General features: G+C 71.5%; 20 protein-coding genes. 7 read left to right on the top strand and 13 right to left on the bottom strand.

Going from position 1 to position 18,036, the window contains the following annotated elements; genetic code table 11:
* Nucleotide 1: 1 nt before the first annotated feature.
* Both ABZU76_RS29610 and ABZU76_RS29605 read left to right on the top strand, forming a co-directional pair.
* Nucleotides 2-1,879: a hydantoinase B/oxoprolinase family protein gene (locus ABZU76_RS29610; protein ID WP_354875173.1), complete on the top strand. Its 1,878-nt coding sequence runs from the start codon at nt 2-4 to the stop codon at nt 1,877-1,879.
* Entirely contained in the window at nt 1,876-2,490 is a 615-nt protein-coding gene (locus ABZU76_RS29605) for an isochorismatase family protein (RefSeq protein ID WP_354875171.1), read from the top strand. The genes ABZU76_RS29610 and ABZU76_RS29605 overlap by 4 nt, the downstream gene beginning before the upstream one ends.
* Nucleotides 2,491-2,556: 66 nt before the next feature.
* Here the strand turns inward: ABZU76_RS29605 and ABZU76_RS29600 are convergent, their stop codons facing one another.
* From ABZU76_RS29600 to ABZU76_RS29575, 6 genes are all read right to left on the bottom strand, one after another.
* On the bottom strand, nt 2,557-2,751 hold the full coding sequence (locus ABZU76_RS29600; protein WP_354875169.1) for an antitoxin: 195 nt from the start codon (nt 2,749-2,751) through the stop codon (nt 2,557-2,559).
* A gap of 114 nt (nt 2,752-2,865) precedes the next feature.
* A complete protein-coding gene (locus ABZU76_RS29595; RefSeq protein ID WP_220239029.1) occupies nt 2,866-3,165 on the bottom strand; it encodes a putative quinol monooxygenase in 300 nt (99 codons plus the stop codon).
* 49 nt (nt 3,166-3,214) lie between these two features.
* Nucleotides 3,215-3,481 carry a hypothetical protein gene (locus ABZU76_RS29590; protein ID WP_354875167.1) on the bottom strand — a complete coding sequence of 89 codons (267 nt, stop codon included), beginning with the start codon at nt 3,479-3,481 and terminating at the stop codon, nt 3,215-3,217.
* 71 nt (nt 3,482-3,552) lie between these two features.
* Nucleotides 3,553-3,810: a non-oxidative hydroxyarylic acid decarboxylases subunit D gene (locus ABZU76_RS29585; protein ID WP_354875165.1), complete on the bottom strand. Its 258-nt coding sequence runs from the start codon at nt 3,808-3,810 to the stop codon at nt 3,553-3,555.
* Between the two features lie 23 nt (nt 3,811-3,833).
* Nucleotides 3,834-5,255, bottom strand: coding sequence for a non-oxidative hydroxyarylic acid decarboxylases subunit C (locus tag ABZU76_RS29580; protein WP_354875163.1), 1,422 nt, complete (start codon nt 5,253-5,255; stop codon nt 3,834-3,836).
* Nucleotides 5,225-5,563, bottom strand: coding sequence for a UbiX family flavin prenyltransferase (locus ABZU76_RS29575; protein WP_354875161.1), 339 nt, complete (start codon nt 5,561-5,563; stop codon nt 5,225-5,227). The genes ABZU76_RS29580 and ABZU76_RS29575 overlap by 31 nt, the downstream gene beginning before the upstream one ends.
* A gap of 340 nt (nt 5,564-5,903) precedes the next feature.
* Between ABZU76_RS29575 and ABZU76_RS29570 the strand changes: the two genes are divergently transcribed.
* The 3 genes from ABZU76_RS29570 to ABZU76_RS29560 all read left to right on the top strand — a co-directional run bounded on the left by ABZU76_RS29570 (nt 5,904) and on the right by ABZU76_RS29560 (nt 8,415).
* Nucleotides 5,904-6,311 carry a MarR family winged helix-turn-helix transcriptional regulator gene (locus tag ABZU76_RS29570; protein ID WP_354875159.1) on the top strand — a complete coding sequence of 136 codons (408 nt, stop codon included), beginning with the start codon at nt 5,904-5,906 and terminating at the stop codon, nt 6,309-6,311.
* Between the two features lie 45 nt (nt 6,312-6,356).
* The gene (locus ABZU76_RS29565) at nt 6,357-7,451 is read left to right on the top strand and encodes a CaiB/BaiF CoA-transferase family protein (protein ID WP_354875157.1); all 1,095 of its coding nucleotides are present in this window, start codon (nt 6,357-6,359) and stop codon (nt 7,449-7,451) included.
* Nucleotides 7,452-8,145: 694 nt separating this feature from the next.
* Nucleotides 8,146-8,415 carry a hypothetical protein gene (locus ABZU76_RS29560; protein WP_354875155.1) on the top strand — a complete coding sequence of 90 codons (270 nt, stop codon included), beginning with the start codon at nt 8,146-8,148 and terminating at the stop codon, nt 8,413-8,415.
* Nucleotides 8,416-8,644: 229 nt separating this feature from the next.
* Here ABZU76_RS29560 and ABZU76_RS29555 read toward each other — a convergent pair whose 3' ends face one another.
* Complete coding sequence (locus ABZU76_RS29555; RefSeq protein ID WP_220239038.1) at nt 8,645-9,580, bottom strand: LysR family transcriptional regulator; 936 nt, start codon at nt 9,578-9,580, stop codon at nt 8,645-8,647.
* 192 nt (nt 9,581-9,772) lie between these two features.
* Here ABZU76_RS29555 and ABZU76_RS29550 point away from each other — a divergent pair, with 192 nt between their 5' ends.
* Together ABZU76_RS29550 and ABZU76_RS29545 are read left to right on the top strand one after the other, a co-directional pair.
* Nucleotides 9,773-11,017, top strand: coding sequence for an MFS transporter (locus ABZU76_RS29550; RefSeq protein ID WP_354875153.1), 1,245 nt, complete (start codon nt 9,773-9,775; stop codon nt 11,015-11,017).
* A 10-nt stretch (nt 11,018-11,027) separates the two neighbouring features.
* A complete protein-coding gene (locus ABZU76_RS29545; protein ID WP_220239040.1) occupies nt 11,028-11,420 on the top strand; it encodes a PPOX class F420-dependent oxidoreductase in 393 nt (130 codons plus the stop codon).
* Nucleotides 11,421-11,423: 3 nt separating this feature from the next.
* On the opposite strand, the gene ABZU76_RS29540 is transcribed toward ABZU76_RS29545, so the two are convergent.
* The 6 genes from ABZU76_RS29540 to ABZU76_RS29515 all read right to left on the bottom strand — a co-directional run bounded on the left by ABZU76_RS29540 (nt 11,424) and on the right by ABZU76_RS29515 (nt 18,031).
* Entirely contained in the window at nt 11,424-12,641 is a 1,218-nt protein-coding gene (locus ABZU76_RS29540) for a cytochrome P450 (protein ID WP_354875151.1), read from the bottom strand.
* A 249-nt stretch (nt 12,642-12,890) separates the two neighbouring features.
* Nucleotides 12,891-14,450: a metallophosphoesterase family protein gene (locus tag ABZU76_RS29535; RefSeq protein WP_354875149.1), complete on the bottom strand. Its 1,560-nt coding sequence runs from the start codon at nt 14,448-14,450 to the stop codon at nt 12,891-12,893.
* Nucleotides 14,451-14,622: 172 nt separating this feature from the next.
* Complete coding sequence (locus ABZU76_RS29530) at nt 14,623-15,159, bottom strand: HD domain-containing protein (RefSeq protein WP_354875147.1); 537 nt, start codon at nt 15,157-15,159, stop codon at nt 14,623-14,625.
* The gene (locus ABZU76_RS29525) at nt 15,156-15,977 is read right to left on the bottom strand and encodes an inositol monophosphatase family protein (protein WP_354875145.1); all 822 of its coding nucleotides are present in this window, start codon (nt 15,975-15,977) and stop codon (nt 15,156-15,158) included. Before ABZU76_RS29525 ends, ABZU76_RS29530 begins: the two co-directional genes overlap by 4 nt.
* Before the next feature lie 76 nt (nt 15,978-16,053).
* Nucleotides 16,054-17,259 (bottom strand): alpha-D-ribose 1-methylphosphonate 5-triphosphate diphosphatase, encoded by a 1,206-nt coding sequence (locus ABZU76_RS29520; RefSeq protein WP_354875143.1) that lies wholly within the window; start codon nt 17,257-17,259, stop codon nt 16,054-16,056.
* Between the two features lie 34 nt (nt 17,260-17,293).
* Nucleotides 17,294-18,031 (bottom strand): ATP-binding cassette domain-containing protein, encoded by a 738-nt coding sequence (locus ABZU76_RS29515; protein ID WP_354875141.1) that lies wholly within the window; start codon nt 18,029-18,031, stop codon nt 17,294-17,296.
* Between the last annotated feature and the right edge of the window lie 5 nt (nt 18,032-18,036).

The following is an 18,036-nucleotide window of genomic DNA, read 5'->3' as shown; positions in this document are numbered from 1 at the left end:
CTTGGCTGAGATCATCGAGACCGCCACCGGTGCGATCACCAGGTCCGAAGTGGACCCGGTCACCCTCGACCTCATCGAGAACGGGCTGCGCAACGCCCGTTACGAGATGGACGAGGTGCTCTTCCGCACCGCGCTGTCACCCGGCATCCGCGAGCAGCACGACGAGTTCCCGCTCATCGGCGACCCGAGCGGCAAGATGGTGGTCGGCCAGTTCGGACTGTCCATCCCGGACTTCCTCGAGGGCTTCGACGGCACCATCGAAGAGGGCGACGTGCTCATGACGTCGGACCCGTACGCGTGCGGCGCGGCGATCAGCCACGCCAACGACTGGCTGATCGTGATGCCGATCTACCACGAGGGCCGGCTCGTGGGCTGGGCCTCGATGTTCGGGCACATGTCCGACGTCGGTGGCAAGACACCGTCCTCCATGCCCACCGACGCGCGCACGATCTACGAAGAGGGCGTGGTCGTCCCGCCGTTCAAGCTCTACCGCAAGGGAAAGCTGAACGAGGACGCCCTGCGGATCATCCTCAACCAGGTCCGCATGCCGGACTGGAACCGCGCCGACCTCAACGGGCTCGTCGCCGCCTGTCGCACGGCGTCGCGCCGCGTGGTGGAGATGTGCGACCGGTTCGGCACGGCGACCTACCTGTCCGCTTTGGACGCTCTGCTGCAGCGCAACTACGACGCGATGAAGATCCTGCTGCAGACGGTGTTCGAAGACGGCAAGACGATCAGCTTCACCGACTACATCTGCGACGACGGTGTGGGTTTCGGCCCCTACGAGCTGAAACTTTCGCTCACCCGCACCGGCGAGAAGGTGCACCTGGACTTCACGGGCAGCTCGCCGCAGGCCGCGGGGCCGATCAACTACTACATCAACGAGAACCTCACCCGGATGTTCTTCGGGATCTACATGATCACCGTGGCCGACCCGCAGATCCTGTGGAACGACGGGTTCTACCCGCTGGTCGACGTGACCATTCCGGACGGTTCCTACTGGAAGCCGAAACACCCCGCGTCGCTCAACGGCCGCAACCACGGCATCGGCCGCGTGTTCGACCTGTTCGGCGGCCTGCTCGGCCAGACGAACCCGGCGCTGCTCAACGCGGCGGGCTTCTCGTCCAGCCCGCACTTCATGTACTCCGGCAACTACTCGAGCGGCGAGCGCAAGGGCGAGTGGTTCCAGCTGTACTCGATCGGCTTCGGCGGCATCCCCGGCCGGCCGCTGGGCGACGGGCCCGACGGGCACTCGCTGTGGCCGAGTTTCGTCAACATCCCTTGTGAGTACCTGGAGTCCTACTACCCGCTGCGCATCGAACGCTGGGAGACCGTCGCCGACACCGGCGGCGCGGGCCTGCACCGCGGCGGCAACGGCGTGGACGTGACGTACGTGTTCGAGGAGCCCGGCACGATCGCGATCCACGACGACCGCTGGCTCACCTACCCGTGGGGCGTCAACGGCGGCGCACCCGGCGCTCGCGGGACCAAGTGGATCGACCGCGCGGACGGCACGAAGGAAGTGCTGCCCAGCAAGTGCCACGACGTTCCGGTGCACACCGGCGACGTGCTGCACTTCGTCACGTGGGGTGGCGGCGGCTGGGGCGACCCGCTGGAGCGCGACCCCGCACTGGTGGGCCTGGAGGTCGAACGCGGTCTCGTGACGCCGGACGGCGCCCGCGGTTACGGCGTGGTCGTCGCGGCGGACGGCACGGTGGACACCGACGCGACGAAGACGTTGCGCGATCAGCTGCGCGCGTCGCGGCCGGCGGAGCTGCCCGTGTTCGACATGGGTCCGCCGATCGAGGAGCTGCTGGCCAACTGCGAGGCGGAGACCGGCCTGCCGGCGCCGCAGCGCCCGGTCTGGTCGGCGACATGAACGGACCGCACGGGTCCGCGTTCTCCGGCCGGCTCGGCTGGGGAGCGCGGCCCGCGCTGCTCGTGATCGACCTCGTGCGCGCGTACACCGAGCCCGGCGGGCCGTTCGAGCTGCCCAGCCCAGGGCCCGCGGTCGAGGCGACCCGCGCGTTGCTCGAAGCCGCACGCACAGCCGGGCACCCGGTCGTGTGGACGTCGGTGGCCTACACGCGCGGCCTCGCCGACGGGGGGCTGTTCGTGGAGAAAGTCCCGGCGCTCAAGGCATTCGAGGCGGGTGCCGAGGGCGGCTGGGGCGAGATCGGCCCGCTGAAGCCCGAGCCGGGGGAAGCCGTGGTGACCAAGCAGTACGCGTCCGCGTTCTTCGGCACCTCGCTGGCGTCCACTTTGCACGCGTCCGGTGTGGACACTCTGGTCGTCACCGGAGTCTCGACGTCCGGGTGCGTGCGAGCGTCCGCAATGGACGCGCTGAACCACGGCTTCCGGCCCCAAGTCGTGCGGCAGGCGTGCGCAGACCGAACGGAAGCTGTGCACGACAACAACCTGGTGGACCTCGACGCGAAGTACGCCGACGTCGTGGACCTCGACGAAGCGTTGGAAAACCTCAGGAAATAACCACGAGGGGCCTCCCCGGCCGGCTCGGGATACCGGCGGGGAGACCCCTCTTTGGTGCGGCCGCGACTACTTCTGCTGCTCGTCGCCGCCGAAGCTTTCCTTCAGCTTGTCGGCACCCTGCTGGATCTGGTCGCCGTGCTTGCCGCCGGTTTTTTCATCGGCGACGTCGGCGGCCTTGTCCACGCCCTGATCGACCTTGTCCGGGTGCTGGCCCGCGAACTCCTGCAGCTTCTCCTTGGCCTTGTCGAACATGCCGGCCATCTCTCGCTCCCTTCCGTCGTGCCGAATTCCGGTGAACGTTTCGAGGAGTACCCAGCAGCTCACCGGGTCAGCCTCATTGTCCCCTCATCGGGTGAGATGGGAGCGGGAGGTTTTTCAGTTGAAGCGGCCGGCTCCGTCGATGTAGGACACCTTGTCGACGGTGATCCCGCCCTCGAGCAGCTCGTCGGCCCGCGCGACCAGGCCGCGCAGCGCGTCGTTGCCACTGTGGACCTTCAACGCGTCGAGGTCGGCGAACATCTCGTAGAAGACGAACTCGTCCTCGCGCTTGTTCAGCAGGTAGAGCAGGGTGCCCTCTTCCTGCCGAGCCGCGTCGACGAGCCCGCGCAGCAGCTGCTCCACCTCCGCCTCCTTGCCCGCTTTGGGACGGATGTAGGCGATCTGCGCGACTGTCATTCCTGACCTCCAAGACGAGGATGTTCCCGGCTCCCCCAACCTACTGGGTTCAGGGTGTGACGGTGCTGTGGTGTTGAAAGGGCCATTGCGCCACCGGACGCGCGAGCAGCTCCTCCGGCGGGTCGGGCAGCCGCGGGGGAACGGCGTTCCAGCGCGCGATGACCACGACGCGGTCCTGGCCGCCCAGGTAGACGTCGGCACCGGCGAAATGCTCCGTGGCCGTGAGTTCCGGCACGGCGGTGGCCTCGACCCACGACAGCAGGTCCTGCTGTCGGCCCGGCGCTGCGCGGACTTCCCACATCAGTGTGTCGCTCATGGCCGCGACTCTACTGTGCCGATCGTTACCGATCCGACCACAGCCACGGCCGAATGGCTTCGCAGCAACGGCTACGTGCCGCGTGGGGGTCGGCCTGCTTTTGGCCGGATCAGTAACGGCGGCACCGTGGGCACGTCAGTGGCGGCGGCGATGTCCTGCGCGGTCAGGCGGAACGCTTCGGGGTAGTGCGCACGCTGGGTGCGGCGGGCCGGTTCCGTGCTGCGCCAGGTGTAGCGGCAGCGCGCGCACTGGTGGACGGTCCACACCCCGGCGACGGGGGAGTCGGCGAGCTTCGCGACGTCGGGGTGGTCACAACGGGGGCAGGTCACGGGCGGGGCTCCTTCCGGGGCGGTCATCGGGCGGCCAGCTTGCGCAGTTTGTCCACCCACGCGGCGGTTTCCGGCAGGTCCTTCACCGGCTGGCTGAAGTGGCCGCGCTCGTCCGGGGCGACGGGGGTGGTCGCGTCGATGATCATCTTGTGGGTGATGCCCGCCGGGTCGGCCGCCGGATCGAGGGCGACCACGGGCAGGTTCGGCAGCACCAGCACGTCGCCGGCGGGGTTGACCTTCGTGGACACCGCCCACATGACCCGGGGCAGGTCGAACGGGTCCACGTCCTCGTCGACCACGATCACCGTCTTCAGGTACCCGAGGCCGTGCGGCGTGGTCATGGCGCGCATGCCGACGGTTTTCGCGAAGCCGCCGTAGCGCGACTTCGTGGAGATGATCGCCAGCAGGCCGTGGGTGTACATGGCGTTCACCGCCCGCACCTCGGGGAACTCCGCCGTGAGCTGCTGGTGGACCGGCACGCAGGTGTTGGCGGCCATGAGGAAGTCGATCTCGGTCCACGGCATGCCGAGGTAGAGCGACTCGAACACCGGGTGCGTGCGGTAGGAGATCCGGTCGATCCGGATCACGGGCATGCTGCGCCCGCCGGAGTAGTGGCCGGTGAACTCGCCGAACGGGCCCTCCAGCTCGCGGCGCCGGCCGATGATCACGCCCTCCAGCACCACTTCCGCGCCCCACGGCACGTCGAGGCCGGTCAGCGGCGCTGCCGCGACGGGGGCGGGGGCGCCGCGCAGGGCGCCGGCCAGCTCGTACTCGTTCTGGTCGTAGGCCAGGGGAGTGGCGGCGACGATGGGGATCACCGGGTCGTTGCCCAGCGCGATCGCCACCGGCAGGTCCTCGCCCGCGCGCTCGGCCTTGCCCAGCTGCAGCGCGATGTCGTGCATCGGCACGGGCTGGATGCTCAGCTCGGCGCGGCCTTTCACCTGCAGGCGGTAGATGCCGACGTTCTGCTTGCCGTCGTTGCCGGGGTCCTCGGGATCGCGCGAGACGACGGCGGCCTTGTCGAGGTAGAAGCCGCCGTCGCCGTCGTTGAGGCGGAACAGGGGCAGCACGGAGAACAGGTCGACGTCGTCGCCTTCGAGCACGTTTTCGGCCCACGGCGGGTCCTCGCGGCGCTCCACGGGCACCGGGAAGGTCTCCCAGCGGCGGATGAACTCCGCGACCTGGTCCTTCACGCCCGTGTCGGCGGGCAGCCCCAGCGCGAGCGCGTGGTTGGCCCAGGAACCGTGGACGTTGAGGGCGACCCGGGCGTCGGTGAAGCCTTCGAGGTTGTCGAAGTACAACGCGGGGGCGGCGTCGCCGAGCTTCGGCGCGGCGTTGGCGGCCGCGGCGAGGTCGGGCTCGGGGGAGACCTGCTCGGTCACCCGAACCAGCTGGCCTTCTTTGTCGAGCGTGGTCAGGAACGACCTGAGGTCGTCGTGGGGCATGGGTCCTCCTGCGGGTTCAGCCCGGTCCAGCGGCGGGCCGCGGGCGCGCACAGGCCGAACCGGTCGAGCGCGACGACGTGGTCGAGCACGTCGTCGAGCGACTGCGGGTGGTTGTAGAAGGCCGGCATCGGCGGCACCATGACCGCGCCCATGCGGGTGAGCGCGAGCATGTTCTCCAGGTGGATCTCCGAAAGCGGCGTCTCGCGCGGGACCAGCACGAGCTTGCGCCGCTCCTTGAGCACCACGTCGGCGGCACGGCCCAGCAGGCCGTCGGCGTAGCCGGTGCGGATGCCGGCGAGGGTTTTCATGCTGCACGGCACCACGATCATGCCGTCGGCCGCGGAACGAGCCCGACGAGATCGAGGCCGCCTGGTCCTCGGGCGAGTGCACGACGTCGGCCAGTTCGCCGACTTCGCGCGCGGACAGCGAGGTCTCCAGGTGGATGGTGGTGCGGGCCCAGCGGCTCAGCACCAGGTGCGTCTCCACGTCACGCATCGCGCACAGCACCTCGAACAGCCGGATGCCGAACGGGGCCCCGGTCGCGCCCGTCATGCCGACGATCAGCCGCACGGCGGCACCTCCTCCGGGGCGTCGTTCACTGGATAAGTTCGTATACGAACCGTTCGCATTCATACTAACATGGCGATCATGACGAGCCGGATGGACGAGTCGGTCTTCCACGCGCTGCGGCGCGCGATGCAGGAGCACGGCGCCCGCTGGCAGGCGACGCTGCCGGGGCTCACGAAGCCGCAGTACGCCGTGCTGGTGGCGATCTCGGAGACGCCGGGGCTCGACCAGGCGTCGGCCGGGCAGCGGGCGGCCACGGACAAGGCGACGCTCGCGAATCTGCTGCTGCGCCTGGAAGAACGCGGGTTGATCACGCGCACCGTGGGTGCCGACCGGCGCCGCCGCGAGCTGCGGCTCACACCGGCGGGGGAGGAGCTGCTCGCCACGGCGATGCCCGTCGTCGATCGGGTGAACGAGTCGATGCTCGCGCCGCTCGACGACGAGGAACGGCGCCGGCTCGTGGCGCTGCTCACCAAATTGGCGCTGTGAGGCCCGGTAGGGTCGGGCGATCGGCACCGGAGCTGAGGAGGGCACGTGGCGGGACCGCTGAGCGGACTGAAGGTCGTCGAGCTGGCCGGGATCGGCCCGGGCCCGCACGCGTGCATGGTGCTCGCCGACCTGGGGGCCGACGTCGTGCGCGTGGAGCGTCCCTCGGGCTCGCTCGACCTCACCGGCGGCAAGGCGGACCCCCTGCTGCGCGGCCGGCGTTCCGTCGCGGCCGACCTGAAGACACCCGAAGGCCGTGACCTCGTGCTGCGGCTCGCCGCGAAGGCCGACGTGCTCGTGGAGGGCCTGCGTCCCGGCGTGACCGAACGCCTCGGCGTCGGCCCGGCCGACTGCCACGCGCTCAACCCGCGGCTGGTCTACGGCCGGATGACCGGGTGGGGCCAGGAGGGCCCGCTGGCGCAGCGCGCCGGGCACGACATCAACTACATCGGGCTCGTCGGCGTGCTCAACGCGATCGGCCGCGCGGGCGAGCGGCCGGTGCCGCCGCTCAACCTCGTGGGCGACTTCGGCGGTGGGTCGATGTTTCTGCTCGTCGGCGTGCTTTCCGCGCTGTGGGAACGGGAGCGCACGGGCCTGGGCCAGGTCGTGGACGCCGCGATGGTCGACGGCACGAGCGTGCTCGCGCTGATGGTGTGGTCGTTGCGAGGCCTCGGCGTGTGGTCCGACGAGCGCGGCGTGAACCTGCTCGACGGCGGCGCGCCCTTCTACGACACCTACGTGTGCGCGGACGGCCGCTACGTCGCCGTCGGCGCACTGGAGCCGCAGTTCTACGCGGCACTGCTCGCCGGGCTCGGCCTGGAGTCCGCGGATCTGCCGCCGCAGCTGGAGAAAACGAGCTGGCCGACGCTGCGGGCCGAGTTCACCAAGGCGTTCCTCTCGCGCACGCGCGACGAGTGGGCAGAGCTGTTCGGCGGCGTCGACGCGTGCGTCACCCCGGTGCTGGAGCCGGACGAGGTCGCGGCGCACCCGCACATCGCGGCGCGCGCCGGCCTGGTCGAGCTCGACGGAGTGCTGCAGCCCGCTCCCGCGCCGCGGTTTTCGCGGACGGCACCGGATCTGCCGTCTTCGCCGCCGAAGCCGGGCGCCGACACGGAAGCGGTCATCGCCGACTGGGGCGTGTGACGGGCACCGGTTCCTCGCTGCGTCGCGGGGCGAGCGCCGGCACTGCCACCGCGACCACGGCGCCGCACGCGCCGACGAAGACGAACACCGCCGGGTAGCCCAGCGACAGGGAGATCTGGGCCGACCAGCAGCGGGCCCAACGCGAGCGTCTGGTTCAGCGCGGCCACGAGGACGCCGAAGATCACGATCGCGGCGCGGGCCACTTTCCGTTGGTAGCGCGCCCAGGGGAGGTGGCCGAGCCGGGCGGGCAGCGGCACGTCAGTCCCTTTCGGACATCAGTGCGAAGCGGCCCCGCGTGGTGCCGCTTCGGTTACCGAGGTACCGCCCCGCCGAGGGTGGTGGCGGGGCGGTACCTGATCGGGCGCGGTGGGGTCACCAATCGGCGCCGGAGACCGCCTCGGCGGGCGGCACGGTCTCGGCACCGAGCGCGCACGCCAGGGCGGCGAGCTCGGCGGTCTGGACGGCCGGCGGGTTCACCAGTCGGCCTTGCGGGCGAGGGAAACAGAGTTCGTCGTCACGGGACAGGCTCCTTTGCTCGATCGGCGGAAGGGGGCACGAGCGGGGAGAGGGGAAGTCTCGGAGTCGGCAGTACCGGAGGCGGCAGTGCCGGGATGGGCAGTGCCGGAGTGGGAGAGGCCTCGGAAAGGGAGGTCTCCCCGTGGGAGGTTTCGGAGCGGGAGGTGGAGACAGCGGGATGGCCGCGTACGCGCCCCTTGGTGCCGCCCGCGGTCACCGGTCGGCCCCCTCGGCCGGCCGGGTCCGCCACGAGCAGCACGCCGGGATCGGGCACCGCGCCCGGGCCCCGCACGGCTGCGGCCGGCCGCCGCGACGCCCCGGGACCGAGAACGAGGACGTCGCGGACGCCCTCGAGGAGTCCGTCGTCGGACCGCGGGCTGTGCCCGGGGTGCGCCATTCGCCCTGGCGCCCCGACCTGATCCGTGCGGCCGATTTCCCGGCTGCGTGAGCCCGCCATCCGGGCCGTCGGCGCGCCCTGGCCCGTGCCGCCGCTTTCGCGCACGGCGGCTCGGAGCGCCTCGTCGGCGGCCCCCGGCAGGCAGCGCAGGGTTGCCGCGGAAGGGGTCGCGCACACCCACGCGGAGGACTCGGGAGTCCTCGGGTGAACGGACGTGACGGCCATGATCACGAAGCGTAGGGAGCCGGGTGGTGGTGAACAACGCCATCGCGCGGCGGGATCATTGCACGCGGCGTAACGGTCGCGACATACGTTTGCCGTGGGTTCGGGCGATGCGCGCGAGGGTCTGCACGCTGCCGGCGACGGTGGAGCTGCGGTGCCACGCCAGGAAGATCGTGCGGCCGGAGAACGACGGGTCGTCGATGGGGATGCGGGTGATGCGGGGGTGCTGGTGGTCGTTCATGCCCTCCGGCACCACCGACACGCCGATTCCCGCGCCGACCATGGACTCGACGACGAACAGGTCGTTGCCCTCCACCGTGATCCGCGGGACGAAGCCGGCCCGCGCGCACGCGTTGACCATGTGCGTGCGGCTGCTCGACCCCGGTTCCATGGCGACGAACGGCCGCTCGCTCACCTCCCGCAGCGACACGCGCTTGCGCCCGGCGAGGTCGTCGCCGACGGGGACGGCCAGCAGCAGCGACTCGGTGAACAGCGGCTCCACCACGAGGTCCGACTCGGTCGGCGCCACCGACGAGAAGGCGGCGTCGGCGTCGCCGCGCAGCAGCGTCTCGACGACGCCGGTGGCCGGGCTCTGCGTGCAGCGCAGGCGTAGCTCGGGCCGTTCGGCGAGCAGGTCGGCCAGTACGCCCGGCACGAACCCCAGCCCCAGCGAGTACGTGTGCGCGATCCGCAGGAGCCGTTGCGGCTCGCCGGCGTCCGCGAGCGCCGCACCGACCGCGTCGGACCGCGCGCGCAGCACGGCGTGCGCTTCGCGCACCAGCACGTGCCCCGCCGGCAGCATCCGCACGCGGCGGCCGTCCTGTTCGACGAGCCGGATCTCCAGCTTCCGCTCCAGCGCGCGGATCCCGCGCTGGACCGTCGCCACGCTCACGCCGAGCTCCACGGCGGTCTGCCCGAAGTGCTCGGTGTCGGCGAAGCTCAGCAGCAGCTCCAGGTCCGCGAAAGTGACCTTGCCGGCGCGTCCGTCGTCCACCCGTCCGATTATCCGCCGAGGGTCGAGGTGACGGATGTCGCTGCGAATGTCACCTTTCCGGCCTGGTCGTGCGGGATGTCGTTCCACCAGCCGCGATGCAAGTGCCGGGCGGCGCGAGAGAGGGGTCCGAAAGTACCGCTGCCGCTGCCCCGATGGCCATTTCGGCGGCCCGGTCCCGCTATCGTCATCCGGATGCGGGGGCTGGGGGCGGATTTCCGACGGCTGTGGTGGGCGTTCACCGCGAGTGAGACGGGCTCGGCCATCGGCTACGGCGCGATCCCCCTGGTGGCGGTGCTGATCCTGCACGCGTCCGCCGCCGAGGTGTCGCTGCTCGCCGCGATCCCCGGCCTCGCCGGCGCGCTGATCTCCCTGCCGATCGGCGGGTTCGTGGAGTTCCGGCGCAAACGGCCGGTGATGATCAGCGCCGACGTCGTGCGGTTCGTCGCCCTCGCGAGCGTGCCGGTGGCGATCGGGCTCGGCGCGGTGTCGCTGGCTCAGCTGTACGTGGTCGGTGTCGTGCAGACGGTCGCGCTCGTCGCCTTCACCGCCGCCAGCGGAGCGCACCTACGGGCACTGGTCACCGCGCGCCAGCGCACCGAAGCCGCCAGCCGCTTCGAAGCCGCGAGCTGGACGGTGAACTCCGCCGGGCCACCCGTCGGCGGAGTGCTGGTCTCCCTGACCGGCCCGGCCGTGACGATGCTGGTCGACGCCGTCTCCTACCTCGCGTCCGCACTGGGCGTGCGCTCGCTGCGCAGCCCCGAGTCACCGCCGCCCGCGCGCACCACGCCGGCGCACGTCGGCCGCGACCTGCTCGAGGGCTGGCGCTACCTGCTGCACAGCCGCGAACTCGCGCTGCTGTTCGCCAACGCGCTGCTCTTCGGCTCCGCCGTGCTCGCCATCTCGCCGCTGGAGACCGTGTTCATGCTCGACGACCTGGGTTTCCGCCCGTGGCAGTACGGCCTCGTCATCGGCCTGCCCTGCCTGGGCGGTGTCCTGGGCGCCCGCCTCGCACCCCGCCTGGCGGCGCGCTTCGGCACGCGCCGGGTGCTGGTCTGGGCCGGGATCGCCCGCACGCCATGGGTGTTGGCCATCCCGTTCGTGGGGCCCGGCCTCGGCGGCGTGCTCGCGTTCCTGGCGATCGACACCCTGCTGCTGCTCGGCGCCGGGGTGTTCAACCCGCTGTTCAGCGCCCACCGCATGACGTTGACGCGCGAGGACATGATGGCGCGAGTCCTCGCCGGCTGGTCCGCCGGCAGCCGCCTGGTCCGGCCGCTGTTCATCGTCGCCGCGGGCCTCCTCGCGAGCGCCACGGACGTCCGGGTCGCGATCGCCGCCGCGGGTGTCCTTTGTGTCCTCAGTGTCCCGTTGCTCCTGATCCCCGGAACCCGCGAAACCAGCACAGAACCTGACTCGGTTACCCCCGCGACAGGCGGCTAGCGTGAGACCCATGGATCTCCCCGCCGGTCTTCTCGCTCTGCTGGAACAGCCGAGCCTCTGCTTCATCGCCACGACCATGCCCGACGGCTCGCCGCAGCTGACGCAGACGTGGGTGGACACCGACGGCAAGCACATCCTCGTCAACACGGTCGAGGGATTCCGCAAGGTGCGCAACATCGAGCGCGACCCGCGCGTGGCGCTGAACATCGCGGACGCGACGCACCCGTTCCGCTACTTCACCGTCCGCGGGCGCGTGCTGGAGGCGACCACCGAGGGCGCGGCCGAGCACATCGACAAGCTCGCGCTCCGCTACACCGGGCAGCCCTACGCGTGGTACGGCGGGCGCGACCAGGTGCGGCTGTTGCTGCGCATCGAGGCCGAGCACATCGGGTCGATGGGCTGAAGCTCAGAACAGCCGCACCGGCAAGGACTCGTGCCCGTTGGTGATGAACGACGCCAGCGGGCGCAAGTCCTCGGCGGGAACGGCCAATGCCAGCTCCGGGAACCGCGCGAACAGCGCGGGCAGCGCGATTTCGGCCTCCATCCGAGCCAGCGGCGCGCCCAGGCAGTAGTGCACGCCGTGACCGAAGGCCAGTGACGACTTGTTCGCCCGCGTCACATCGAAAACCCCGGCGTCGGGCCCGTGGCACGCTTCATCGCGCCCGGACGGGCCGAAGGACGCCAGGATCGGGTCCCCGGCGTGGATCGTGATGCCGGCGACGTCGATGTCGGCCAGGGCGTAGCGCAGGGGCAGGTGGGAGACAGGCGACTGCCAGCGCAGGCTTTCGTCGATCACGTCGGACCAGCCGCGGTCGCCGTCGAGCACCAGGCGCAGCTGCGCGGGGTGCGTGAGCAGCGCGGCCACGGACTGGTCGAGGAGATTGACCGTGGTCTCATGCCCGGCCGTGATCACCAGCATCAGCGAGTCGAGTAGTTCCGCGTCCGTCAGGGCGGAGCCGTCGTCGTCGCGCGCGGCGATGAGCACGGTGGCCAGGTCGTCGCCGGGCTCGGCGCGGCGCGTCTCGACGAGGTCGCCCAGCAGCTCGTACAGCCGCGCGACGTTGGCAGTCGCCTCCTCAGCCGTGGCCGACGTCGCGAACAGTCCCGCCACGCCCTCGCGCAACCCCGGCCGTGACTCCTCCGGCACGCCCACGAGCCGGCAAATCACCTCGATCGGCAGCGAGTAGCAGTAGTTCTCGCGCAGGTCGGTGTGCGCGGGCCCGGCGGCGAGTCCGTCGAGCAGGTCTGCGGTGAGCTCCTCGATCCGCGGCCGCATGCCCTCGATGCGCCGCGGCGTGAATGCCTGCGAAACCAGCGAACGCAGCCGGCGGTGCTCGCTGCCGTAGGCGGTGAACATGTTCTGCACCGAAACCCAGATGTGCAGCGGCCAGTCTTCGGGGATCTCGCCGGCGCGGTAGGCGGGCCAGTGCCGCCGCGGGTCCTTGGACACGCGCGGGTCGGTGAGCAGCTGCTTCAACACCGCGGGGCTCGTGACCGCCCACGCCGGCACGCCACCCGGCAGCTCGACCGGCGTCAGCGGCCCGCGTTCGCGCAGCCGCGCGCCTTCGCCGTGCATGTCGCGCGCGGCGGGGTCGAGCAAGAAGGGGGTCGCGGTGTGGTCCATCGGCGGGCGCTCCTCGCTGGCCGGTGTGTCCACAGAGGACGGTTGTCCTCGCCGAGCACCGATCCCGGGAACCGTAGCGCGCGATCGACCCGAACCGTCCCCCGGGAAGGGGTTCGGGTGATCATTCAGGGTGAAGACCGTCAAGAGGGGTTGACGCGCCCCGAACGCGCGCCCGGACGCGCGCCCCGGACGCGGAAAAGGGCGCCACCCCGGCCCACCCGGATGGCGCCCCGCCCTCGGAGATTCCGCTCAGCCGTCGGAGCGGCGGCGGTGCAGCGAGAACTTCTCGAACACCGAAAGCTCGCCGTGCGGCTTGTTCACGTTGTAGTAGGTCACGTGCATGGTCGTCGTGTCGCCGCGGTGGCGGCCCGGGTCCACGGTGAAGGACGCGAAACCGTAGGGGTGCTCTTCGTCGCGGACCGCGCTCCACACGGCCTGCTCCTTGACGTAGGTCGACACGCGCTTGCCCGTGCCCGGGTCGGCCTTCGCGGAGACGGCGGTGATGACCTTGCCCGTGCCGTCCTTGAAGAAGCTGCCGTTGGTCGTGCCGGAGACCCCGCCGCCGCCGAGGATCATGTGCACGGTGCCGTGCGAGGCGTCGATGTTGTCGGTCGCCGTCGAGACCGGGTTCGGCGTGAGCGTCTCGCTGCCGGAGACCACGCCGTGCACGGCCAGCGAGCGCTCGTAGTCGTGCTCGTGCCCGCACAGCACCAGGTCCACCCCGTACTGGTCGAACAGCGGCCCGTACTTCTCGCGCAGGCCGAGGTCGGCGCCGTTGGCGTCCGACGTGCTGATCATGACCTGGTGCATCGTGACGACGATCCAGTCGATGTCGTTCGACGCGCGGGCCGCGGCCAGCTCCTTCTTCAGCCACGCGAGCTGGCGGCCGCCGGAGTAACCGCTGATGTAGACGTCGCCACCGTCCTGCAGGGCGTTGTCGTCGTTCTGCAGCACGATCACGCGCACCGAACCGGCGGTGAAGCTGTACCAGAGGCCGGCCAGCTCGCGGTCGGTCTCGGTCGAGGGCAGCTGGAAGTAGGCCTGGTACGCGCCGAGGCCGATCTCGCCGTTGAGCTTCTCGATCTCGTGGTTGCCCGCGGCGGGCATCCACGGCCGGTAGCGCGCGGAGCGGGTGTTGTTGGTGAAGAAGTTGTTCCACGTGCGCACGCGGTCGACGTCGAGGTTCGCGTAGCAGAGGTCGCCGTTGAGCAGGTGGAACAGCGGCGCGACCGTCTCGATGCCGGTGACGATGTCCTTGGTCGCCGGCGTGGAGTTGGCGTCGAGGCCCACGGCGCCCGCGGCGTTCCAGGTGACCTGCGGCGCCGACTGGTCGCCGAAGCTGGTGAACGTGAAGGCCGACCGGCCGCTCGGGGCGGTGCGGAAGGTGGCCGCGTCGGGCGTCGCGCCGTCGTGCTGCGCCGCGTAGATGTACTCGGTGCCCGGGCGCAGGTGGTCGAGCAGCGCGTGGTGCACCCACACGGTGCGGCCGGACGTGCCGTCGACGTACGTGCGCGTGTCGGCCTGCGCCACGGCGCCGAAGCCGCCGTCGAGCGTCCCGTACAGCACGCGCGGCTTGCGCACGGAGGCTTCGGTGATCCACGAGACCACCATCTGGCGCGCGGGGTCGCGGCCGAAGGTGAGGTGCAGGCCCTGCACCGGCGTGGTGCCGGAGCCGACCTGCGGCACGAACGCGGCGCTCTGCGGCGCGGCGGCGGCCACTCCGGTGCCCAGCAGGGGCACTGCGGCGCCCGCGCCCAGCAGGCCCAGAGCCCCCCGGCGGCTTACGGTGTGTTTGCTGGTCTCGGACATGACCCTCCTCGGCTTCGGCCAGGAGAACCTAGGCGCGCAGGCCGACGCGGTGATGAACGAGACCTGTCAGCCGCGTGAAGTGTCTCCGAGCGCGGGTGTCCGCTCTGGGCCGGACGGTCCAATCAGGACACCCGCGCACCGGAACTTTTCGGGCATAGGCGGCGAAACCGCGTCAGTGGCTCGCGAGGAACCGGTCGTACGCGGCGACCACATCGGCGGTCGCCAGCGCCGGGCCGTCCGGGTCCTTGGCGTCGTCGTCCCAGCGGCGGACGAGCACGGCCTCCTCGGCGTTCGGGTGGGACGCGAACTCGGCGACCTCCTGGGCCGTCATCGGGCCGCCCTGGACCTTCAGCGACGCGACGGACGCGGGGCTGAGGTGGTCGTGGTACTCGGCGTCGGTGGCGACGAGGTAGCGCTTGGCCGGCACGTGCTGCGCGATGATCCACGCGGCGCGCTCGCCGAGGTGGCGGCGGGCGAACTCGGCGCCGGACAGCTCGTGCGGCAGGCCCGGCCACTCCTCGCGGACGGCCCGGGCGCGGCCGATGTCGTGCAGCGTCGCGGCGAGGACGAGCTCGTCGTCGCCGCCGTGCTGCTTGGCGAACCAGCCGGCTTGCAGCGCGTGGGTGCGCTGGTCCACGGCCTCGCCGCCGTAGGGCAGGCCGGCGAGCCCGTCGACGAGCTCGGCCAGCGCTTCTCGGGTGAGGGTCACGGCTTCTCCTTCAGCGTGCTCACGAGCTCTTCCGCGAGCTCGCGGGTGGCGGCGACGACACCGGACCAGCGGCGCGTCAGGTCGGGGTCGATCTCCAGCGGACGGCCGTTCACGTCGAGCACGGCGCCGCCGGCGGCGGGGACCATCACCATCGCCGCGGCGAGGTCCATGATCCGGTGGGTGTCGGAGCCCGCGTCGGCGAACGCGTCGGTGGAGCCCTCGGCGACCAGGGCCGCCTCGAGGCAGCTGGTGGACAGGATCCGCACGCGCGAGGCGCGCTTGGCCACGCGCCACCACGCGTCGTCGTCGGAGCCGTGCGGGCGCAGCAGGCTCACGGCCGCGCCGTCGAGCTCGCGGCGGCCCGTGGTGCGATACGGCGTCGGCCGGCCGGCGACGGCGTGCCAGCAGCGGCCGGTGTCGAGCCAGCAGGTCAGGGCCTCGGTCGCGACCCCGTCCACGGCCACGACCCCGGCGAACGCCGAGAGCGGCACGCCGGCCGCCGCGTTGGCGGTGCCGTCGACCGGGTCGACCACGAGCGTCACCGACGAACCGTGGTCGATCACGCCGATCTCCTCGCTCAGCAGGTTCACGCGGTGCTTGTCCACCACCTCGGCGACGGCGGTGTCGACGAGGATGTCCAGTCGCATCGTCGGCGTCCCGTCGGCGCCGATCTGCACCTTCTCCGCCAGCTCCGCGCGGGTGTGCTTCGCCCGGGCTGCCGCGAACGCGGCGACGGCCGCGCGGGTGGCGTCGGCGAGGGCGGGGTGCGTGCCCTCGGGGATCACGGGCTCGGGCACGGGCCATCCGATGAAACTCATGCGCGCACCTCGCTGCACTCGGCGCTGCGGCTGAGCCGCGAAGCGCTGTGTCGAGTCGATTCCCTCGCGAGCGCGGTCATGCCTTGCTCACCAGGGTGGTGTGGACGACCGGCCACCGCGGGCCCGCCGCGATGAGGGCCAGGTCGGCGCGCCGGCCGGGTTCGAGCCGGCCGCGGTCGTCGAGCCCCGCGACGGCCGCGGGACCGCTCGTGACGAGCCCGATGGCTTCGGACAGGGTCACGAGGCCGTCGTCGACGAGCGCGAACGCCGCCGCGAGCAGGCCCGAAGGCAGGTAGTCCGACGCGAGCGCCGTGACCAGGCCCAGTGCCGCGAGGTCGCGGCCCGACGCGTTGCCGTTGTGCGAGCCGCCGCGCAGCACGTTGGGCGCGCCCATCACCACGGGCAGGCCGCGTTCGCGAGCCTCGCGCGCCGCCTCGACGGTGGTCGGGAACTCGGCGACGGAACCGCCGCGTTCCACCAGCTCGCCGATTTCCTGCGCCGACGCGGGATCGTGGCCCAGCAGGCGGATCCGGCCCGCGCGGGCCTGCTCGCCGAGCCACGCCATCGCGTCCTCACGCACGCCGAGCCGGCCGTCGCGCTCGGAGATCAGGTTGGTCACGTGCTCCGCCGCTTCCTGCTCCGACAGCCCGCGCACGCCCATGAGGTAACGCTCGTAGTAGCTGCGGTCGGCGTACTGGCCCTGACCCGGTGTGTGGTCCTCGTGCGACACTAGCGGCGCGACACCGGTGTCCGGCGCCTCCGCGATCCGGCTCTGCAGCGCCTGGAGACCTTCGGGGGAGCGGACGTCGAGCCGGTAGAGGATCCGGTGGTCCACCAGGTTCGCCGAGCGCTCGTCCACCGCGTGGCACACGTCGTGGGCGCGCTCGACCGTGCGGGCCAGCCCGCGGCCGTGGCTCTGCTCGAACCCGGCGCCGTGGAACGCGGTCGTCACCGCCGCCGCGCGCAGCTTGCCCTCGAACGACAGCAGCGCGAACTCCATCGGCAGCTCGGCGCCGGGCCGCGGCAGGCGTTCCTTCTCCAGCCCGTCGCTGTGCACGTCGACCAAACCGGGGATGCACAGCAGGCCCTGACCGTCCACATCGGCCTCGACGCCGGGCGCGTGCGGCTCCACGGCAGCGACCAAGCCGTCACGCACCGCCACCAGCGCGTCGTCGAGCACGCGGTCCGGCAGCACCGCGCGCACGTGCCCGAGTACGTAGTCCGCGGGCGGTGCGCCGAGCGTCCACTGATCGGTTCGGGCCTCGAACACTTCGGTAGTCATGCCGCCTCCGCGGTAGTGAGAACGTCGGCAGTGGTCATGCCACTTCCTCCAGGATTTCTTCGGGAGCACCGTCGCGAGCGATGCGGCCGTCGCTCATCAGCACGACGCGGGAAGCCAGGCGCCGCATGGCGTCGAGGTCGTGGAACACCGCCAGCACGGCCACGCCCTGCGCGGTGAGTGAGGCGATGAGTTCCAGGGCGGACTCGCGGTTGGCCGGGTCCAGGGCGGACACCGGTTCGTCGAGCAGCAGCAGCCGCGGCGGCCGGACGGTGCCCGCGGCGAGGTTCACGCGCTGGCGTTCGCCACCCGAGAGCACCGAGCAGTCGACGTCCCACAGTGCCTCGTCGAGGTTGAGCCGCTTCAGCGCTTCGGCGGCGGCTTCCCGCGCCTCGGCGCGGTCCACGCCGCGCCGCCGGGCCGTGGCGGCCACCACTTCGAGCGGTCCGGTACGCGGGGGAGCGGCCAGGAACTGGGACACGTAACCGAATTCGCGGCCGCGCACCCGGGCCATCGCACGGTCGGGCAGCTCCGTCAGCTCGAGCTCGGTGCCGTCGGCGGTGCGCAACCCGACCGAGCCGGAGTCGGGCAGGTAGGTGCGGTTCACGCAACGCAGCAGCGACGACTTGCCGGCACCACTGGGCCCGGCGAGCGCCACGTGCTCGCCGACGGGCACGTCGAGGTCCACGCCGTGCAGCGAGTGCACGGTGCGGCCGTCGATCGTGTGCAGCGTGAACGACTTGCGCAGGCCGCGCAAGGACAGGACGGGGGACACGGGGG

The sequence above is a fragment of the Amycolatopsis sp. NPDC005232 genome (assembly GCF_040607795.1).
Classification (GTDB): Bacteria; Actinomycetota; Actinomycetes; order Mycobacteriales; family Pseudonocardiaceae; genus Amycolatopsis.
The sequence above is the reverse complement of the archived record's forward strand: the minus strand, read 5'-3'. Positions and strand labels throughout refer to the sequence as shown.